Source organism: Paenibacillus naphthalenovorans (assembly GCF_900099895.1).
GTDB lineage: Bacteria > Bacillota > Bacilli > Paenibacillales > NBRC-103111 > Paenibacillus_G > Paenibacillus_G naphthalenovorans.
Window position 1 is genome coordinate 116759 of the sequence record NZ_FNDY01000002.1, and the last position, 20577, is coordinate 137335.

20 protein-coding genes are annotated in these 20577 nt (G+C 53.1%); 1 reads left to right on the top strand and 19 read right to left on the bottom strand.

Annotated features, from left to right (window positions below; genetic code table 11):
• Position 1 precedes the first annotated feature (1 nt).
• From BLT35_RS03070 to gpr, 16 genes are all read right to left on the bottom strand, one after another.
• On the bottom strand, positions 2-772 hold the full coding sequence (locus BLT35_RS03070; RefSeq protein ID WP_074726981.1) for a 16S rRNA (uracil(1498)-N(3))-methyltransferase: 771 nt from the start codon (positions 770-772) through the stop codon (positions 2-4).
• A 153-nt stretch (positions 773-925) separates the two neighbouring features.
• On the bottom strand, positions 926-1603 hold the full coding sequence (locus BLT35_RS03075) for a site-2 protease family protein (RefSeq protein ID WP_062407533.1): 678 nt from the start codon (positions 1601-1603) through the stop codon (positions 926-928).
• Positions 1604-1613: 10 nt separating this feature from the next.
• Positions 1614-2594 (bottom strand): 50S ribosomal protein L11 methyltransferase, encoded by a 981-nt coding sequence (gene prmA / locus BLT35_RS03080; RefSeq protein WP_074726982.1) that lies wholly within the window; start codon positions 2592-2594, stop codon positions 1614-1616.
• Between the two features lie 348 nt (positions 2595-2942).
• Positions 2943-3389: a hypothetical protein gene (locus tag BLT35_RS03085; RefSeq protein ID WP_309225095.1), complete on the bottom strand. Its 447-nt coding sequence runs from the start codon at positions 3387-3389 to the stop codon at positions 2943-2945.
• A complete protein-coding gene (locus tag BLT35_RS03090) occupies positions 3319-3468 on the bottom strand; it encodes a YfhD family protein (RefSeq protein WP_137670481.1) in 150 nt (49 codons plus the stop codon). Before BLT35_RS03090 ends, BLT35_RS03085 begins: the two co-directional genes overlap by 71 nt.
• 126 nt (positions 3469-3594) lie before the next feature.
• Positions 3595-4710, bottom strand: coding sequence for a molecular chaperone DnaJ (dnaJ, locus tag BLT35_RS03095; RefSeq protein ID WP_062407529.1), 1116 nt, complete (start codon positions 4708-4710; stop codon positions 3595-3597).
• 83 nt (positions 4711-4793) lie between these two features.
• A complete protein-coding gene (gene dnaK / locus BLT35_RS03100; protein ID WP_074726985.1) occupies positions 4794-6629 on the bottom strand; it encodes a molecular chaperone DnaK in 1836 nt (611 codons plus the stop codon).
• Positions 6630-6680: 51 nt separating this feature from the next.
• Positions 6681-7301, bottom strand: coding sequence for a nucleotide exchange factor GrpE (gene grpE, locus BLT35_RS03105; protein ID WP_054818542.1), 621 nt, complete (start codon positions 7299-7301; stop codon positions 6681-6683).
• 138 nt (positions 7302-7439) lie between these two features.
• Positions 7440-8981: a TCP-1/cpn60 chaperonin family protein gene (locus tag BLT35_RS03110; protein WP_062407523.1), complete on the bottom strand. Its 1542-nt coding sequence runs from the start codon at positions 8979-8981 to the stop codon at positions 7440-7442.
• A complete protein-coding gene (hrcA, locus tag BLT35_RS03115) occupies positions 8978-10012 on the bottom strand; it encodes a heat-inducible transcriptional repressor HrcA (protein WP_054818552.1) in 1035 nt (344 codons plus the stop codon). Before hrcA ends, BLT35_RS03110 begins: the two co-directional genes overlap by 4 nt.
• 89 nt (positions 10013-10101) lie before the next feature.
• Positions 10102-10566, bottom strand: coding sequence for an N-acetyltransferase (locus BLT35_RS03120; protein WP_062407521.1), 465 nt, complete (start codon positions 10564-10566; stop codon positions 10102-10104).
• A 76-nt stretch (positions 10567-10642) separates the two neighbouring features.
• Positions 10643-11815 carry a radical SAM family heme chaperone HemW gene (gene hemW, locus BLT35_RS03125; protein WP_062407519.1) on the bottom strand — a complete coding sequence of 391 codons (1173 nt, stop codon included), beginning with the start codon at positions 11813-11815 and terminating at the stop codon, positions 10643-10645.
• Between the two features lie 86 nt (positions 11816-11901).
• On the bottom strand, positions 11902-13716 hold the full coding sequence (gene lepA / locus BLT35_RS03130) for a translation elongation factor 4 (RefSeq protein ID WP_062407517.1): 1815 nt from the start codon (positions 13714-13716) through the stop codon (positions 11902-11904).
• A gap of 83 nt (positions 13717-13799) precedes the next feature.
• Entirely contained in the window at positions 13800-14168 is a 369-nt protein-coding gene (locus tag BLT35_RS03135; protein ID WP_062407515.1) for a hypothetical protein, read from the bottom strand.
• Positions 14169-14219: 51 nt separating this feature from the next.
• Positions 14220-15470, bottom strand: coding sequence for a stage II sporulation protein P (gene spoIIP, locus BLT35_RS03140; RefSeq protein ID WP_062407513.1), 1251 nt, complete (start codon positions 15468-15470; stop codon positions 14220-14222).
• 235 nt (positions 15471-15705) lie between these two features.
• Positions 15706-16704, bottom strand: coding sequence for a GPR endopeptidase (gene gpr, locus BLT35_RS03145; RefSeq protein ID WP_062407511.1), 999 nt, complete (start codon positions 16702-16704; stop codon positions 15706-15708).
• Between the two features lie 195 nt (positions 16705-16899).
• Here gpr and rpsT point away from each other — a divergent pair, with 195 nt between their 5' ends.
• Positions 16900-17172, top strand: a complete 273-nt coding sequence (gene rpsT, locus BLT35_RS03150; RefSeq protein WP_054818541.1) for a 30S ribosomal protein S20 — start codon at positions 16900-16902, stop codon at positions 17170-17172.
• A 91-nt stretch (positions 17173-17263) separates the two neighbouring features.
• Here rpsT and holA read toward each other — a convergent pair whose 3' ends face one another.
• The 3 genes from holA to BLT35_RS03165 all read right to left on the bottom strand — a co-directional run bounded on the left by holA (position 17264) and on the right by BLT35_RS03165 (position 20478).
• Complete coding sequence (holA, locus tag BLT35_RS03155; protein ID WP_054818550.1) at positions 17264-18283, bottom strand: DNA polymerase III subunit delta; 1020 nt, start codon at positions 18281-18283, stop codon at positions 17264-17266.
• A 314-nt stretch (positions 18284-18597) separates the two neighbouring features.
• Positions 18598-19869 (bottom strand): anti-sigma factor family protein, encoded by a 1272-nt coding sequence (locus tag BLT35_RS03160; RefSeq protein ID WP_074726986.1) that lies wholly within the window; start codon positions 19867-19869, stop codon positions 18598-18600.
• A gap of 51 nt (positions 19870-19920) precedes the next feature.
• Complete coding sequence (locus tag BLT35_RS03165; protein ID WP_062407507.1) at positions 19921-20478, bottom strand: RNA polymerase sigma factor; 558 nt, start codon at positions 20476-20478, stop codon at positions 19921-19923.
• Between the last annotated feature and the right edge of the window lie 99 nt (positions 20479-20577).

Sequence of the window (20577 nt, forward strand, 5' to 3'; positions counted from 1 at the left end):
GTTACTGTTCTCCTCCCATCTCTCCGGATTCGTATAAAATACACGTGAGCCCGACCATGGCGGCCGTCTCCGTTCTAAGTATGCGTTTGCCCAGACTGACGGCGCGGCAGCCAGCCGCTTCCGCCTCTGCCGCTTCCCGTTCGGTAAACCCGCCTTCCGGCCCGATCATGAGCAGCAGCCTCTGTCGGCGGCCTTCATTCTTGCGAGACAAGATCGCCTTGCGGATCTGTCCCCGAAGCTCCTGAACGCTCTGCTTCTCATAGCAAATCCAAGCCGCATCGGCTTCTTGAGCCAGACGCAGCAGTTCCTTCCAGGATACAACCGGGTCCACTTGCGGCACGCGATTGCGATAAGCCTGCTCCGCCGCTTCTTTGGCGATCTTCTGCCACCGCTCCAGCCGCTTTCCTTCTTTTTTGCCGTCCAATTGAACTACGGTACGCTCAGACACGAAAGGGATAAAACGCGACGCCCCGATTTCCGTTCCCTTTTGAATAACCAGTTCCATCTTGTCGCCTTTAGGCAGGCTTTGCGCCACCCAAACATCCACGGCAGGCTCATTGTCCATCGGCAGCCATTCGATCACGTCGGCAACAACCTGCCGAGGATCTACCGTTTGCAGTCTGACCAAGGCCTCCCGGCTTATGCCGTCGCTCACTATACATGTATCGCCCGGCTTCGCCCGCATCACCCGGGTTAAGTGGTGTGCGTCGTCTCCGGCTATCGTTGCGGTTTCGTCTGTAAACTGCTCCGGCTGAATGAAATATCTTTGCATGGTAAACCGTCTCTTCCGCGAAAATAAGTCTGACCGCTTATACATAAAGTAAAAACGGTCAACCTTCATCATACACCTTTTTTACCGTAAAAACCAGTATTCCGAACAAGAACACAGTATTTTACCATTTCAGGCAGGGACCTGACAACAAATTTAGCCTCCGAACAACAGGCTGACTATCGCTTGAAACCATGCCAGAATGGGTTCCCGCAGCGCAAAGACGGGTCCCAGTGTTACCGCACGAATCGGTTCAATGAAAAACATCAGCAGAATCGCAAAAAACAGCCACTGCTCATACGGCTTCACTTTCATCAAAATTCGGCGCGGCAGCAGGTCTTCCAGAATGCGGTAGCCGTCCAGCGGCGGAAAAGGAATGAGATTCAGGATGAACAAAAAGATGTTCTGCGTCACCATCAGCGTCAAAAAGAGATTGACCGCCATATGGATGCCGGATGACATCCCGGACATCAGGTTGAAATAGTGCAAAGCGTACAGGATGATCAAGCTGATAAATCCAAGCGCCAGATTGCTGAAGGGCCCCGCGAAAGATACGATAATGCCCATCCTTCTAGGATATTTAAAATGACTCCGGTTCACGAGCACGGGCTTGGCCCATCCAATCCCTATAATGAGAAAAAAGATCATGCCGAGCCAGTCCAGATGCACGCGCGGATTGAGCGTTAACCGCCCCATTGTCCGGGGAGTCGGGTCTCCGAATTTGTCGGCAACATAAGCATGAGCAAACTCATGCACGGTGAAAGCGATCAGCAGCATCACAAAAACGAAAGGCATCTGCTCGACCGGGAATGCCAGAAACGAACTCCAGTCCATCTTCTTTCACCTACGGCTTTCTGGCGACGAGCACGACCCAATCCTGCTCCTCGTGACGTTCCGTTATGATGAATCCGGCAGCTGTCAACGCCTCTTCCACGGACGCCTTTTTTGCTTTGATAATCCCGGATACGATGTAGGTTCCGCCCGATTCCAGCACTTCATACACATCGTCAACAAACATCAGAATAATTTCCGCCAAAATGTTCGCCACCACGACCTGTACGGGCAGCTTCACTCCAAGCGTACCTTCGGAAGCTCCGGCGGCGCGGTGCTCATTGATCACCTGCAGCAGATCGCTCAGCTTCACCGTAATTTGCCGTTCCAAGCCGTTCAGCTTGGCGTTCTCCGTTGCGCTGGACACGGAGACGGGATCCAGATCAAGCGCAAGCACGCGGCCTGCTCCCAGCTTCGCCGCGGCAATCGCCAGAACGCCGGAGCCCGTCCCTACGTCAATCACATCTTCTCCGCCTTGAATGACTCTCTCCAGCGTCTTCAGGCAAAGCGCCGTCGTGGCATGTGTTCCCGTACCGAACGCCATGCCAGGGTCAAGCTCCAGAATCAGCTCGTCAGGTCCTGGAGTATACTCCTCCCAAGTCGGCTTGATCGTGAGACGGTCGGTGATGCGAAGCGGCTTAAAATACTGCTTCCATGCGTTCGCCCAGTCTTCATCGTCGACTTCCTTCAACTCGTATGTAGGTTCGCCCGTATCTATATCGTACTCACTCAGCGTTTCCACAGAACGCTTCAGCTCAAGCAGAATAGCCTCCATATCGGTACCTTCGGAGAAATATCCCTTGATGACAGCCCGCCCTTCGGGTATATCGTTCAGCGGAAGCTCGTACCATTGTCCGAGCGAGGTATCCCTCTGCTTGTTAAGCGTGCCCGACTCTTCAATCGATACCCCGCCGGCTCCCAGCTCATGTATAAAATTCGAGATCATTTCGATCGCTTCTTCGGTTGTGTGAACCGTTACTTCATGCCATCGCATTAACTTATCCAGCCTCCATTCGGTAAAAAGCACATTATGCCTATTGTACAACAATTCGTCATACGGGTAAAATTTTTCATAGAATAGAAATGCTGTCTGCCGGTCAGGTCATTGTCAAAACCTATACTTCGTGCACAGAGAAGTTATGGGTATGGGGGTGCAGCCGCTCTTGAAATCATTTGTTTTCATTGTTTTGAAGATGCGGTAATCACACGTCTACAAATTTATCATTTTTATCTTTATCGTTAACAAACCGGCTGGTCTAGAATCATATTTACCTCAGAAGGCCTATGAATTCCAAAATGAATAGCCGGCATCCCTGAACGGGTGCCAGCTATTCATTCAAATTTATGGAATGCCTCCACCTTCATGTACGACGCGGAGAGCCTGTTCATATATGCTTTCGTCCACAACAGCCGCCAACACAACGTCTCTGCCGGTCAGGTCCGATTCCGCCCCGCCTGCCAAGCCGCTGGCGTCTACGTCCGCCGCAGCCAACACCGCCGCATCCCGGCTGTCGAAATCGGCGCTTTGCGTCAAGTAGCCAAGCCCCGGAAAGTCGCTTGTGATCGGATTCATCACGTGATCAACGCCGTCTCCGGGATATTTGCCGAAACGGTCAACGGACACGTCGATGGCCCTCAGCGCTCTCAGTTTGGAAGCGACTCCTTCCGCTTCCTCCAGCGAGTGAAAATAGGCAAGTATGCTTTTCTCCGCCATCGCGCTACCCTTGGTTCTTTTCCTGGCGGGCGTCGGCGGCTTCGGCACGCTGAGCGGCTTTCCGGTCATCGCCATCGGCCAGCTCGCCCGAAAATTCAACGTCCTCGTTTTTGGCTGTAGACAGTTCATTTTGTGCCTTATTCTTTGCATTCATATCCATAAACCTCCTGTCCAATAGTCGATTATGCTTTCACAATGCAATTAGTTTCAGCCCCAATCTGCTCAAATATACAAAAAACACGGCAGGCAATCCGCTCCAGCGGAAAGCCTGCCGTGTTCATCAATCGCCTAAAAAAGCCTTTTTCATTCGTTCGAATAACGACTGCTGCTGTCCATTCGTATTCTCACCGGAAAGCTTGGAGAATTCGCGCAGCAGTTCCTTTTGTTCATCAGTCAAATTCGTCGGCGTAACCACGACGACTTTGACATGCTGATCGCCTTGTCCATAGCCCCGAAGTCGCGGAACGCCTTTGCCTTTGAGACGGAAATACGTATCCGTTTGGGTACCGGCAGGAATTTTGAGCTTCACCTTCTCGGTTAAGGTTGGAATTTCGATTTCATCCCCGAGTGCCGCCTGTGCGAATGTCAGCGGCACTTCGCAGTAGATATCGTCTCCCTCGCGCTCGAAAAATTCATGAGGCTTCACCCGAATAACGACATACAGATCCCCTGGAGGACCCCCGCGCGTTCCGGCTTCTCCTTCGCCGGTGACACGAAGCTGCGCTCCGTCGTCCACTCCGGCGGGAATGTTCAGATTAATCGTACGCTGCTTCTTGACCTTACCCGAACCATGACAGGTGCCGCACTTGTCCTTGATGATTTTACCCTGTCCTTGGCAGGCCGAGCAGACGCGGCGGTTAACGATGCGGCCGAACGCCGTATTCTGCACCACTTCCTGCTGGCCGGAGCCATGGCAGACACCGCATGTTTGCGGCTTGGTTCCCGGTTTTGCGCCGCTGCCTTCACAAGTGTCGCAGGTCTCGGTCCGAGGAATACGAATATCGGTTTTTTTGCCGAATACCGCTTCTTTAAACTCGATGGTTAGCGTGTACTGCAGATCGTTCCCCCGTTGAGGAGCGTTCGGATTTCGGCGCTGACCGCCTCCGAAGAACATATCGAAAATATCGCCGAAACCGCCGAAATCCTGACCGAAGCCGCCCCCGCCCATGCCCTGGTTCGGATCGACGTGGCCAAAGCGGTCGTACTGCGCTCTCTTTTGCTCGTCGCTCAGAACATCGTACGCTTCCTTCGCTTCTTTAAACTTTGCTTCTGCGTCTGGCGCCTTATTGACATCCGGGTGATATTGGCGCGCCAGCTTGCGGTAAGCTTTTTTTATGTCTTCCGGAGAAGCGTCCTTACCGACCCCGAGCACTTCATAGTAATCGCGTTTGCTCATCGTTCCACTCCTACTCCCGGGCGACAAACGGAAAGTCAAAGCCGGTCATGCCGGCTTTGACTCCCTGCGTGTCTAACGGGTTATTACTTCTTGTCGTCGACTACTTCATAGTCGGCATCCACTACGTTGTCTTTACCCTTGGAGGCACCCGGCGCATCCTCCGCTCCTCCTGCCTGGCCCTGCTGGGCAGCTTGCTCATACAGCTTCACGGACAGCTGCTGAACGACTTGGGTAAGCTCTTCGCTGGCTGCTTTGATCTCATCCAAGCTGTTGCCTTCGAGAGCTTTTTTCAATTTTTCTTTCGCTTCATTAGCTTTATCGATTTCGGCTTGGTCAACCTTGTCGCCCAAATCCTTGATCGTCTTGTCGACGGAGTAAACGAGCTGATCCGCTTGGTTGCGGGCTTCTACGAGCTCTTTACGTTTGCGGTCCTCTTCAGCGTGAGCTTCAGCTTCCTTCATCATGCGCTCGACTTCTTCGTCAGACAAACCGCTGGAGGAAGTAATCGTGATTTTTTGGCTTTTTCCTGTGCCTTTATCGAGTGCAGACACGTTAACAATACCGTTGGCGTCGATGTCAAAGGTAACTTCGATTTGCGGAACGCCGCGCGGCGCCGGTGGAATGTCTCCCAAAATGAAGCGGCCCAGCGTTTTGTTGTCCGCAGCCATCGCACGCTCACCTTGAAGCACGTGAATTTCAACGCTTGGCTGGTTGTCTGCATAAGTCGTGAACACTTGCGATTTCGTTGTCGGAATCGTCGTGTTGCGTTCGATCATCTTAGTGAACACGCCGCCTGCGGTTTCAATACCCAGGGAAAGAGGCGTTACGTCGAGCAATACGACGTCTTTCACGTCCCCTGTCAGAACACCCGCTTGAACGGCAGCACCGAGAGCCACCACTTCATCAGGGTTTACGCCTTTGTGAGGCTCTTTGCCGATCAGGCGTTTTACAGCTTCCTGGACAGCCGGAATCCGGGAAGAACCGCCGACCAGCACCACTTTATCGATTTGATCCGGAGTAAGTCCGGCATCGCTTAAGGCCTGGCGGGTAGGACCCATCGTTCTTTCCACCAAAGGAGCGGAAAGCTCTTCGAACTTGGCACGGGTCAGGTTAACCTCCAAGTGCTGCGGCACGCCGTCCACGACCGTAATAAACGGCAGGGAAATGGTTGTCGTCAAGACGCCGGACAGCTCTTTCTTGGCTTTTTCTGCCGCATCCTTCAGACGTTGAACCGCTGCTTTATCTTTGCTCAGATCGATGCCGTGCTCTTTTTTGAACTCGGAAACGAGATAATCGATGATGACTTGGTCAAAATCGTCTCCGCCCAAACGGTTGTCACCGCTGGTTGCTTTCACTTCGAAGAAGCCGTCGCCAAGCTCCAGAATGGAGACGTCGAATGTACCGCCGCCAAGGTCATAAACCAGAATCGTTTGGTCCTCGGACTTTTCAAGACCGTAGGCCAAAGCGGCCGCCGTCGGTTCGTTAACGATCCGGAGCACTTCAAGACCTGCGATTTTACCGGCATCCTTCGTCGCTTGACGCTGGCTGTCGTTGAAATAAGCGGGAACCGTAATGACGGCTTGCGTTACCGGTTGGCCCAGGTACGCTTCCGCATCGGCTTTCAGCTTCTGAAGAATCATGGCCGAAATTTCTTGCGGCGAATATTCTTTATCGTCGATTTTCACTTTATGATTCGTACCCATGTGACGCTTGATGGAGATGACCGTACGGTCAGGATTCGTGATCGCTTGACGCTTTGCCGTCTCGCCGACGATGCGCTCTCCATCCTTTTTGAAGCCCACTACGGAAGGAGTCGTACGGTTTCCTTCCGCATTAGGGATAACTACCGCCTCGCCGCCTTCCATAACGGCTACGCAAGAGTTTGTTGTCCCAAGGTCGATACCAATTACTTTACCCATAAGGATTTGCCTCCCTTAATTTCGTTTGTTTCGTTTGCAATGATGCTGCACTTATGAGCTCACCTTGACCATGGCCGGACGCAGAACTTTATCCTTAAGCATGTAGCCCTTTTGTACCTCTTCCACTACAATGCCTTCCTCATGTTCTTCCGATTCCACCTGCATGATCGCCTGATGGTATTCCGGATTAAACGGTGTGCCCACCGCTTCCATTGGCTTTAAGCCTTCGTTTGCAAGCACTCCGTCCAATTGACGGAAAATCATTTCGATGCCCTTGGCCAGAGCGTCGTAATCCTTGTTATCTTTGCTTGCGGCGAGGGCCCGTTCGAAATTGTCGACAACCGGGAGCAGCTGCTCGATAAGCTTTAAAGAGGCGTACTTCGCAAATTCTTCCTTTTCTTTCATCGTACGCCGTCTGTAATTATCAAAATCGGCTTGAGCTCTTAACAATCTCTGCTGATGGTCTTCCACCTGCTTCCTAAGCTCCTCAAGCTCCTGATTGACAGCATCTTGGGCTTCGGAAGCATCTGCTGCCTGCGCCTGTTGGTTTTCGTCTCCGGCCTCGGCAGCATTCGTTTCATTATCAGTTGCGGCTTCATATGTAACGTTCGCCTCTTGCTCCGGCTGTTCGCCTGCCTTTTGGCGTCCGTCCGCTTGTTGTTCCGTGTTCAATGTCTGTCACCTCCTTGACCGAATCAGCCCGGCCATCCACTATAACTGTGGCTTGAGCAGTTCAGGGTACGCCGACCTTTATCTTTATTTATATATTGTAACCATTCTGCATCGGTGAACACAACCATACGGCAGCACTCACTCTTCGGTACGCGGATCCCGCATTTTAATCACGGTGTGTATGCGCAGCACAGCGGACGCCACTTCTCCTGCCGCCTGCAGCGCATGCAGCTTCACTTCCGCCGGATCGATCACACCCTGCTCCAGCATATCCTTCACCGCTCCCGTATCGCAGTCGATACCGAGGCTGTCGCTCCCCGCGGCAATCTGCGCGGCTTTGGCTTCTTCTACCTTCTCAAGCGGATTGTAGCCCGCATTCACAACAATTTGCGCCAGCGGCTTACGCAGCGCCTGCACAACGGCCGCGATGCCGAAGCCTTCCATCCCCTGCACCGTCTCTCGGTACCGTTCGAGCTCATGCGCAACGGCCATCTCGGCAGCCCCGCCGCCGGGCAAGCATCCTCCCCGCAGCGCGGCCTGCACGCTGGAAGCCGCGTCACGGGCAATGCGAAGCCGTTCTCCGACGACTTCGCTTGTGCTGGCGCCGACGACGATCGATACTTGCGCACGGCCTTTGCCCTCAGCCATACGCACCAACTCCAGCCGTTCGTCGTAGGCAACATGCCCGGCATAACCGAGATAGCCTGCCAATTCATGGGCCGGCTTGCGCAGCCCGCTGCGGCGGAGCGGCCGGGCACCGGTGTATTCCGCAATGCGGCGCAGCTCCGCCCGCGGCAAGCGCTGCAGCACCATAATCCCGTGATCGGTGCAGAACTGCTCCGCTTCCGGATCAATCCCCCGTTCCGAAGCGATAAAGCCCACGCGCAGCTCGATCAGCTTCCCGAGCATCTCGCGGAACTGTTCGCGAAGCTGCAGCTGCTTGTGAAAGCCGGCATCCGTCGTCAAAGCCTCCTCATCGACGGTTTCCGGTTCGAATGCATCCTGAAACAGCAGGATATGAGCCGTATCGGGAGGAAATTCAAGCTGCGCATTGGCTGGCTTTTTCTGAATAAGCAGGCCGGGCCAAACCTCTCCCTCTGCCTTGCCGCGGGATAAAATGACGTCAGAAAAGCGGAAATGCTCCTCCCTCAACTTTTGCAGCCCGAGCCGTTTGGCGCCTTCAATGACGAGTCCGGCCAAATCGGCGTACTCACGCCCCGCAATATAAGCGATCCGATACAACAAAGGATCGTCGAGCCCGCTGATCGGGCGCGAACGACGAGCCAGGGAACGCAAAGCGAATGCAATGCCTTCCTGCACCCCGCGTACGACCTTAGCTACCGGAACGCCGCGTGTGACCTGAGCCACGCCTTCAGCTACAAGCGCTCCCGCAAGCACCGTGGCGGTTGTCGTACCGTCTCCCACCCGATCCTGCTGGGATCGGGCCACCTGGATGAGCAGTCTTGCCGCCGGATGGGTCACATCCATCTTCTCCAGGATGGTGACGCCGTCGTTGGTAATAATAACTTCTCCCCGTGAGCCTACCAACATGGTATCAAGCCCCTTAGGGCCCAGCGTTCCTTCCACCGCCGCGCAAATCGCGCGAATCGCATTGGCGTTGTTTCTCAGCGTTGCATAAGTTTCCTCGCCATCCTGACTCCCGTTATTCACCTGGCTCATTTATACCAACGCTCCATGAGCTTCGTCAAATCTTTGGACAGATGATCCAGAAGCTTCATTACTCTGGCGTAATCCATCCGTGTCGGACCGAGAATGCCGATGGTGCCCAGCAATTGACCGTCTATAGAATACGATGCGGTAATCAGGCTGCAATCATTCACCGCTTCGAGCTTGTTCTCACTGCCGATCCGCACTTGAATTCCGCCCCTCGCATCCGCCGTCCCGTCAAAAAGCTGTACCAGCTTCGGCGTTTCGGCAAGCAGGTCAAGAATATTCTTCACTTTATCGACATCTTTGAATTCCGGCTGATTGAGCATGTTGGTCGTGCCGCCCAAATATACGCGTTCTTCTTCTCCGCGGCTTATCACGGAATCCAGCATGGCCAATAGCTCCTCATAGCCGGAAACATAGCTGCTCATCTCCGCCGCGATCTCCGTATACAGCTTCGATTTAAAATGAAGCAGCGGTACGTTTTTCAGCCGTGCATTCAGAAGGTTGACGAACTTCTCGATCTCGCCCATCGGGATGCCTTCGGGAATCGTCACCGTTTTGTTCTCTACCTGGCCTGTATTGGTAACAATGATAGCAACGGCTGTCCGTTCATTCAAAGGGACGATTTGCAGATGCTTCATCGTCGTGCCCGTCATTTCCGGCCCGAGTACGATGGAAGTATAATTGGTAAGCTGAGACAAAATCATTGCCGTCTGCTGGATAACCCCTTCCATCTCCTGCATTTTATCGGTAAAAAAACGTTTGAGCACATTCACTTCATGGTGTGCCAGTTTGCCGTAAGTCATCAAATGATCGACATAATATCGGTAACCCTTATGAGAAGGAATCCGGCCGGCCGATGTATGCGGCTGCTCCAGATAGCCCATATCCTCCAAGTCTGACATTTCGTTGCGGATGGTGGCAGGGCTGAATCCCACATTTCCGCGTTTGGATATGCTGCGGGAGCCAATCGGCTCTGCTGAACGAATATAATCATCTACGATGGCGCTTAAAATATGACGTTGACGTTCGGTTAGCACATTCATCCCACCTTTCGTTAGCACTCCATTCGATCGAGTGCTAATCTAATACAAAAATAACAGACCCCAAGGGTCTGTGTCAAGTCGTCTCACAACCGTTTCAGAACGGCAATTTCGTCGCAGCAATGCTGCTTTTTACAATGAATGCAGTCCCGCCAAACCTTCTCAGGAAAGATTTCTTTATCCACAACAGTGAACCCGTTTTTCTGAAAAAACGCCACCTCGTATGTCAGCGCCATGACTTTGGGAATTCCCTGTTCTTTTGCTTCTTTGACCAAAAAATCGACAAGCGCCTTGCCGATTCCCTGTCCCTTATAACCGCTCGTTACGCCGAGCGAACGGATCTCCACAAGATCATGTCCAAGCCTTGTCAGCGAACCGCAGCCAACCAAGGCACCGTCGATCTCCGCCACGATGAACGTATCGATCTGCGCGGCGAGCGTCTCCCTGGAGCGCGGAAGCATAATCCCTTGTTCAGCATAGCCTTGAATAATATCGTAAAGCGTACCTATATCGTCTTCCGTCGCTTTTCTGCAGGTCACGGTCATTTTCATCGGGATCCCACCATTCGTCTAGTAAAAAGTGCAATGAAATAATATGAATAAATATACAACAGAACGTATAAAATATTCAACCCTTTTTTAACCCGACCGCTCCCAAAAACTCGCCGAACACCTCATTGCCAAGCCATAACCCGCGTGCGGATAACTTATAGCCCTCCGGCTGAGCCTCAAGCAGCCCTTGTCCGCAAAGCTTATCCAGCACATCGCCGAACACATCCTCGAGTTTTCTGCCGAATTGCTCGGTAAAATCCGCTTTCCTTACGCCGCGAAGCAGCCGCAGCCCGACCATCATGAAATCTTCCATGGCCTCCTCTTCGCTGACCTCACTGGTTTCCAAAAGCGGGCGTCCTTTCCGGGTCGCGTCAATATACGGCTGAATCCCTTTTATGTTGACATGGCGCAGCCCCCGGACATACCCGTGCGCTCCCGCGCCAAGGCCGTAATAGCTTTGATTGCGCCAATACATTGAATTATGGCGGCTCTCATACCCTGGCTTCGCAAAATTGCTGATCTCATATTGACCGTACCCCGCGGACTTTAACCGCTCCATGATCAGGGCGAACATGGCAGCTTCCTCTTCTTCCTCAGGCAGCGGAAGCTCGCCCCGTTCATACAGGGCATGGAACAGTGTGTTTTCTTCTACCTTTAAGCTGTAAATCGAATAATGAGTCAGATCCAGCGCTAAAGCTTTGCGGAGCGTATCTTCCATCATATCCCGCGTCTGCTTCGGCAGTCCGAACATCAGATCGATAGACAGATTGGTAAAGCCGGCCGCGCGCGCGTTCTCAAGACTCCGGTATACGTCATCCGTGTTGTGAATTCTTCCGATCCGTTCCAGCAGTCCGTTGTCGAACGATTGTACGCCGAAGCTGACCCGGTTGACGCCGCCCTCTTTCATGGCCTGAAGCTTATCCGGATCCGTTGTGCCGGGGTTCGCTTCCATTGTAAACTCGAGCTGAGGCGACCAAAGCGGAAAGTAGGTGCGTACCCGGTGCAAAAAGCTTTTCATCTGTTCGGGCGTCAGCACCGTAGGCGTTCCTCCGCCCACGAAAATCGTCTCGATCTCTCCCGGCGGCACTGCCTTTACGGTTTGCTCCATCTCCCGCTCCAATGCGTCCAAATATTCCATGACCGGCTGGCCCTTGAGAATATACGAATTAAAGTCGCAGTAATGGCATTTGTTCGTGCAAAACGGGATATGAAGGTACACCGCTTTAGGCGTTTGGTTTTGCTGCAGCATTTGGGTCACCATCCCTCGAATGGCAAAAGCAGGTGCCTGCCTGAAGCCGCGATAGCCCCGATCAGCACCTGCCCGCCTATTTCAGTTTATTTATCGTCGATCTTCAGCACCGCCATGAACGCTTCCTGCGGTACCTCTACGCTGCCGACCTGCTTCATGCGCTTTTTCCCTTCCTTCTGCTTCTCCAGGAGCTTCCGTTTCCGGGAAATATCGCCTCCGTAGCATTTGGCAAGCACGTTTTTGCGCATCGCTTTGACCGTTTCACGGGCAATGACCTTCTGTCCGATCGCCGCCTGGATAGGCACCTCGAACATTTGCCGCGGAATGATCTCCTTGAGCTTCTCGCAAATGATGCGTCCGCGGTTGTAAGCGCGGTCGCGGTGAACGATGAAGGAGAAGGCGTCTACCTGCTCTCCGTTCAGCAGAATATCCATTTTGACCAGGTTGGAACGTTTGTAGCCCGAAAACTCATAGTCAAAGGATGCATACCCCTTGGTGCTCGATTTTAGCTGATCGAAGAAGTCGTATACAATCTCCGATAACGGGATCTCGTAGGTCAACGTAACCCGCGTCGTATCGAGATATTCCATATTGATATATTCGCCGCGCTTGGATTGGCAAAGCTCCATGATCGCCCCGACGTAGTCGTTAGGGACAATGATCGACGCCTTCACGAACGGCTCCTCGACAAAATCGATTTTGCCAACTTCAGGAAACAGCGACGGATTTTCAATGTTCAGCACCGTACCGTTGGTCTGCGTCACGCGGAATACCACGCTCGGCGCCGTGGTAATGAGCGGAATGTTAAATTCCCGTTCAATCCGCTCCTGAATGATCTCCATATGGAGAAGCCCCAGAAAGCCGCAGCGGAAACCGAATCCGAGGGCGGTCGATGTCTCCGGCTCGAAGCTGAGCGAAGCGTCGTTCAACTGCAGCTTCTCGAGCGCTTCGCGCAGGTCGTTGTAATCGCTTGTTTCAATCGGGTACAAACCGCAGAACACCATAGGGTTGATTTTGCGGTAGCCCGGGAGCGGTTCCGGTGTCGGGTTCTTGGCATCGGTGACGGTATCCCCGACGCGGGTATCGCCGACATTCTTGATCCCCGCCACGATAAAGCCTACATCGCCGACTTCCAGCGACTCGACGGTTCCCATCCGCGGCTTGAACGCCCCGACCTCGATGACTTCAAACGTTTTGTCCGTCGCCATAAACTTGATTTTGGAGCCTGAACGGATAGAGCCGTCTATCACCCGGACGTAAACGATAACGCCTTTGTACGGATCGTAGTGCGAGTCGAAAATGAGCGCCTTCAGCGGTTGGTCGGGATCGCCCGTCGGAGCCGGCACCTTCTGGACCACCTGCTCAAGGATTTCTTTAATCCCGATGCCCGCCTTCGCCGATGCGAGCACCGCTTCGCTTGCATCGAGCCCGATGACGTCCTCGATCTCCTGCTTCACCCGCTCCGGATCTGCGCTTGGCAAATCGATTTTGTTAATGACCGGCAGTATCTCCAAATTATTGTCCAATGCCAGATACACGTTGGCCAGCGTCTGCGCTTCGATGCCCTGAGCCGCGTCTACGACGAGCAGCGCGCCTTCACAGGCCGCAAGGCTGCGGGATACCTCGTACGTAAAGTCGACGTGGCCCGGGGTGTCGATCAGGTTCAATATATATTCTTCGCCGTCATCGGCACGGTAGTTCAGCCTGACGGCCTGCAGTTTGATCGTGATCCCCCGCTCCCGTTCCAAATCCATCTGGTCGAGCACCTGATCCTGCATTTCACGCGACGATAGCGCGCCGGTGAATTCGAGAATCCGGTCAGCCAGCGTTGATTTTCCATGATCGATATGAGCGATAATGCTAAAATTTCTGATTTTTTTCTGTCTGGCTCGGATATCCATCGGCAGCTAAACCTCACTAACCTGCAAATTTACAATACTATTCATTATAGCAGTTGTGAGGGAATGCTTCAATGGAGTCCCGATTACTTCAGCAGGGCTTCAATCAAGGAGACGAAAGCGCGAATCGCGTGATACGCCGCAATCTGCAGCAGCTCCCCCGCCTTGTTGCCCACGCGGTTGATTCCCGTATCGGCGGTCGGCTCGGCGTCGGTCGCCGCCTTCGATTTGACCGGCGGCTTTGATTTGGCCGTATGGCTGCCTGCCGCCGCCGTCTTTCCGGCAGCCGGCGCCGAGCTGTAAGCACGCTGCGCGGGCGCGGCGTCCGCCTGCGCTTTGGTAAGCGGTCCGTGAATCCGTTCTGTCCCCTGCGTGGCGAGCGATACGCCGAAAAAAATGCAAAACGCCATGGCCAGCCCAAAGGTGCCGTACTTTACGAATGCATTGCCTCTCACACACTTTCCTCTCCTTTCATTGCAGGCGGCGGACGCTTACGTTTGGCCGGCTCAGCTTTGCTTTTTTTCCTCCGCCGGGGCAGGAGCAGGAGGGGCATCCACCTTCTCCGCATTCAGGATGACTTGGGAGATCGCTGCCGCAAGCGCATCCGCAGTACGGTAGCACTCCTCCAGCGTGTTGTCCACGCCGCCGATTTCGATCAGCACGTTGTGCGGTGAAAAATTCTGATTATATACCCCGTTGCCTTCACCGGATTTGGCATGAATCCCCTTGGAAATACCCGGGAATTTTTCTTCCAACGCTTGGTCGATCTGCTCGGCAAACTCATAATTTTGCTTCCAGTTCGGATTTTTCCCGCCGATGATAAAATAAACCTGTGCATACGTCTTGCCGTTAATGGTAGCCGTTGTTTTGTCGCGCCGCTGGGAATCGCGATGAAGATCAAAATAGAATTTCAAATCAGGATGTCCGGCCGAGGCTTCCTGCAGCGTTTTGAGAGAATACCTGTAAGAATAATAGTAATTGAAATTGGGCTCGATCGCCGGATAGTTTTTGTCGGAATGCACGGCCCCGATCCCTTCCCTTTCCAGCTTTTCCGCAAGCCTGCGGCCTACAAGCGTCACATTTTTCTTTGGATCGTAGGCCTTGTCCGGATCCTTCACTCCCGGAAGTTCCGGCAAATAGGACTCCTGATTGTGGGACTGATAAATGAATACCACATTTTTGCCCGCTGTTCTCGGAGGCTGCGCAGTCGGAAGCGGATGCTCAGGACCTTGAACCGGCCCCTCCGCAGCGGCACCCGGGTTCGCCGTAATGGAGCCGGCCTCGCCCAAATCTTCCCGTTCAAACACGCCGGACTTCGGTCCGAAATCCATCGGGGAATCTGCCGTCCCGCCGCCTTTGCTCAGCAGAACGGCGCGATCCTGCCCCATCCCCGGCACCTCCCTGGCGATCAACGACTTCGGATCATGCGGGTTCAGGTCGGTCACCAGAGAAAACAAAAAGGCGGATACGTTGGATTGCGAGAACGTGAACGTTTTCCCGTCCGACGGAAGATGGGGAATCTCCATGCCCATCATATCCATGAAAAATTGGCTCGATACCGAGGCCGCCAGCCCCTTCATGGAAGAAGACGGCTCCGTATTCCTGATCTTGGAATGCACATATCCAAACAACCCCAGCGCTATAAAAAATAACAGGCATCCCGTCATCAAAATCGTCAAGGTCCGCATATACACTCCAACGGAATATTTCGCTTTCCGAAGCTTGTTCAAGCTCACCGTAATTGCCGGCCATTTCATTGCCATTCCTCCTTCTTCTGCTTCCGGTTCTGCAGGCGCGGCGGCGGTCACTCGGGTTCCGCCCGCTTGTTCGTCTCCTCGATCGTCTACTAACAACTCTATGAAGAGGCGTAAATCGATAGAACCTAAAAATAATAGACCTTATCGGAAGAAGGAGCTTTGCGGCCCTCCGTTCAACAATAAAAAACGCCCGATCGGCTCAATAATGAGCCTTTCGGGCGTTTTCGCATCAGGATTAATGGGTATATGCCGACACATTGTCCGCATCCACCGCTTCGTGTAATGCGGCGTTCAAGCCGCTTGCGATGATGTTCGCAATGTCTTCAATAAACTGATCGATCTCTTTGGGCGTGACCAGCAGATCGTGCCCCAAAGGATTAAGCACTTCCTTGACAAGCTGCAGCCGCTCCTGCTCCTTAAGGTTATCGAGCAGACCGAGAATGTGTTCGGTATTGGCGGTTCGCTGCCGGAAATGATTCTGCATCATATCAAACGCATTGTTTACAATGGTAGAAGCGTAAACGACGGTCGGCACGCCGATCGCTATACAAGGAACTCCTAACGTTTCGAGCGTAAGACCCTTGCGTTTGCTTCCGATGCCCGAGCCGGGATGAATGCCTGTATCGGCAATTTGAATCGTCGTATTCACCCTTTCGAGCGAGCGTGAGGCAAGCGCATCGATAGCAATGACCAGATCCGGCTTCGAGCGGTCGACGATTCCCTGCACGATTTCGCCGGTTTCAATTCCCGTCGTGCCGAGTACACCCGGGGCTACTGCGCTGACAGCGCGGTATCCGGGACTCACCTGATCCGGCATCAGTTCAAAATAATGCCTTGTCACCATCACGTTCTCGACAACGATCGGACCTAAAGCATCGGGCGTCACATTCCAATTGCCAAGTCCGATAATGAGAACTTTGGCGTCCCGGGAAATGTTCAGCTTTTGCAAAAACTTCTCGAATTCTTGAGCTAGTACGGTGGCAACCCTGTTTTGAAGATCGCTGTCTTTTTGCCGGAGCGCCGGTACTTCAATCGTAATATAATGACCCGGCAGCTTTCCGAGCGCCCGGGATCCTTCCTGGGAGGTAATGTCGATCAGACTGACACGGATGCCGTCGTGCTCAACATTCGACGTATGTACGCCCGGGATGGACGAACCTGCGGAAGAAGCCATTTCGTTCGCCTCCAGCGCCAGGTCTGTCCGGACTGAATATGCGCTTAGGTCCAGATCCATGAACTCGTCCCCTTTTCTCATTGTGCTCATGGTTTATAATGTGAAAAAGCTGTTAACGTTATGCAAAAGTTTTACAGACGCCCTCCTGCGTTTCTATTGCATTTTGATATGCCTCATGTTAGAATATCAAGAGTTGTCTGCGAATGATGAAATGGACATTTAGTTTTTTGCAAGTTGTAGTAGGAGGTGAACGTCATGCCAAACATTAAATCCGCGATTAAACGTGTGAAAGTGAGCGAAAAGCGCCGTCTGCGCAATGCCTCTCATAAATCCGCACTTCGCACTGCTGTGAAATCTTTTGAAACAGCTGCAGCAAGCAACAACGTGGAAACAGCTAAAGCTGCCCTGATCGCTGCCAGCAAGAAGCTGGACAAAGCAGTGACCAAAGGATTGATCCATAAAAATGCCGCTGCCCGCAAAAAGTCCCGCTTAGCGAAAAAGTTTAACGCTCTTTCCGCGCAGGCTTAAGTTCGAGCGACGAAAGAAAGACCATGTCTCCTATACGGATACATGGTCTTTTTGTTTCTCCAATCCAACGGGTGCCTTGCCTTTCCGGCGATCAGGAAGCCAGCTTCAGCAAAAACATCTCCAGCCCCAGCACCTTATCGATTTTACCGCTTTTCATTTGGTAATCCAAATCCCCCAGCTGCTGCAAAATATGGGCCAGACGCTTCAGCTCGAACTTAACCGCCTGCCCCGCCGCAATTTTGACTCCATACGGATGCAGGCCGATCTGGCCGGCAATCTGCTGTTGGGAATAGCCCTGCTGCATCAGATCCTTCACCTGAAACATGATCCTGAACTGCCGTGCGATCAGCATGACGATCTTGATCGGCTCTTCCTTGCGCCGCAGAAGCTCATTCAGCAAGGTAAACGCTTGATCCAGTTCCACTTGCACAATATGCTCGATAAGCTGAAAAATATTTTGTTCGATGCTTCTGGTCACAAGCTGCTCCAGATCGGCGGATGTGATCGTGCCGCCCCGCCCGATATAGAGGGCGCATTTTTCCAACTCTTGGGCCAAAGCCTGCAGGTTTGTTCCCGTATATAAAATCAGCTGCTCCGCCACGCCGGGAGCCAGGCTGATGCCCGCCTTGTCCGCTTCCTGATTCACCCAATGCGCCAATTCGTCCGCCGAGAGCGCCGTACAAGGAATCAGCGCGTTCGCTTCCTTTAACGCTTTGACGATTTTTTTGCGTTCATCCAGCTTATCCGCATCCACCGTAAAGACGATGATGCTGAAGTCAACAGGCGTCTTCAAATAATCCGTTAACCGGTCCAGCTTGTGTTCGACCTTGCCGTTCTCTTTGGCGCCTGTCAAAAAGAGAGCATTATTGGCCACAACCACCTTGTTCGGCACCATAAAAGGAAGGGTCTCGGCCTCCTCGATTACCGCTTCCACCGGTGTCTCCGTCAAATCGTAACGGGATACGGCAAACGCTTTATGCTCCGGCAGCGCCAGCTTGTCCGTCAAGCGGTTAATCAGTTCCCGAATCAAGTAGCTCTCTGAGCCGTAACATACATAAACCGGCGCGAATTGCCCCTTGTCTATTTGTTTGACCGCTGTCTTGTAATCCATCGCCGTCAGCCACCATCCCCGTCCCAAGTCTTCCCTTTCTTATCCCCGTCTGTGCCGGTACATTATATGATATCAACAACAAAGGGATTACGTCAAAACCGGTGCGGTCTGACCTAATCCCTTTGTCCGAAACCCATCTATATAAACACCGCCGACAGGTTGGCTCTAGAAACCCCTTAGCGGCCGGTGGTCATACGACGTGAATCGATAGTATCGTGTTGCTTGGATATCCTAGTATACGCCGAATCGTTGAGAAGTGTGCAAAACAAGTTTAAAATCGTGAACCCCGCAGCTTGCAGAGAGACGCCGCTAGTTCAGTTTTTGTTTGCCTTCGTTTCCGTCTCCGTCTGTTCCGCAAGCGAAACAATGAACGTTCTCGATTGCTCGTGCATTTTCACCGCATATGTCAGCTTATAATCTGCAGACCATTCGACCAGGTTTATCCGGTCTGCATCTTCCCACGAATATTTGGAGACATAAGCCTCTTGGCCGTTCTTGGTTCGCACGATCACACGGGCATTCTCGAAATAAGCGGTATATTTCCCGTCAGCGGAAGCCAACTGATGCACCGGCGGCGCCTCTGCCTCCGGCATGCCCAATAGTCCCATCGGACCGCCGATCTTGCTGCGGTTAACTTCAGGTACGGCAGGCTCTGATGGATTCTCCGGCTCTCCGCCACCTCCGCCTGCAGTCGGGTCCATGGTGGAGGACACACCGTGGGAAGGCTTATCGTCAGACCCCGAGGCTTCCGGCGCGGAAGGCTCCGATCCGCCGGCCGGTTTCTTCGCCGGTTCAGGCTCAGGTGCGGTATTCGATACCGCCGGCTCCTCGGGCTTCGACGTCGGTTTATGCGCCGCAGGGGGGACCGCCGCTTTGGGCGCTATCGCCATTGGCGTAAGGCTCTGCTTTTCTTCCCAATCGTCCGCTCCCGCTGCAGATTCGTTTGGAGCTCCGCTGCCGCCCGTCGCGCCATGTTGATCTATTCCGTCCGTTCCGCCCTGATTTGGGGCGTCCTGTGCAGGTAATTGGTCTTGAGCCGACATCGTGCTACCCTGATTGTCAGCGGCCTGGCTTCTTGAATCCCGTACAGCGCTTTCGCTTGCTTTTTTCTGGTCCAGTCCGAGCCATATGCCGCCCGCATCCGGTCCGGCTTGCTGCTGGAACAGAAAGAACCCGAACGCAAGACCGGCCGCAACAACGCCTCCAAACACCGGAAACGAAAACCATTCCCTGACGTTTTTACGCATGCCCCGCTTTGACTGTTCTCGTGGAGGCGGCGCCGTCTGCTTCTCCGTCTCAACCTCCGCTTTCTCTTCCCCAATTGGTGCCGACCATGCCTCGCCCGGAACCTGTCCGCCTGCTTCGCCAAGCTGCTCCAGCTTCGGCATGATGGCGTCCACCAGGCTGAAAGGGGGGGTTACCTTCGGCAAGCTCTCGAGCTCATGCGACAAATTCACAAGACGCTCGAACAGCTCGGTGCAATCCGGACACTGCCGGAGATGCCCAAGCATCCGGCTGTACTCCGTTTCATCGAGATCCCGATCAAGGTATCTCTGCATCAGCTCGATCACCTCTTGACACATCATCCCCGTACACTACCTTTCTTTGGTGTTCGTATATCTTTTATCATTCGTCGCTCATCCCCGAATCGCATCGCTGCCCGCTTTTTTATACTCTCCAAGAATCGTTTGCAGCTGCTGCCTCGCCCTGAACAAATAAGACTTTACCGTGTTTATGGGCAAATCCAACGATTCTGCTATTTCATTATAGGAGAAATCCTCCAAATACCTCAGTACGACCACCGATCGATGGTGCTCGGGCAGCTTGTCGATCGCCTCTCTGATGTCTTGGGCGATATACGACGACATCACTTCGTCTTCCACCGTTTTATGGTCGGTAAAGCTCAGATCGTGCTGTTCAATCGAGACTGTCGGCTTTGCCCGACGGAATTTATCGATGCAAAGATTCGTCACGATGCGCTGAACCCACGTTTTAAACTGAGCCTTTTCTTCGTAGGAGTTGATTTTTGTATAGATTCGGATTAACGCTTCCTGTGCGGCGTCTAACGCATCCTGCTCATTGCCCAGAATGTAATAAGCGGTGCGGTAAACGTGATTCTCGATTTCTCGCAGTAGGGTAATAAGAGCGTCGCGATCGCCCGATTGGGCAGCCTTTATTAATTCTGGCGCTACCACTGGGATCCCCCTCTCATGCAACCTTATAAACGTTCCGGACTGCAAAAATGTTGCAGCGTCTTTAACTCTATTAAGAATATCAAATATTTCCTTTCAGGT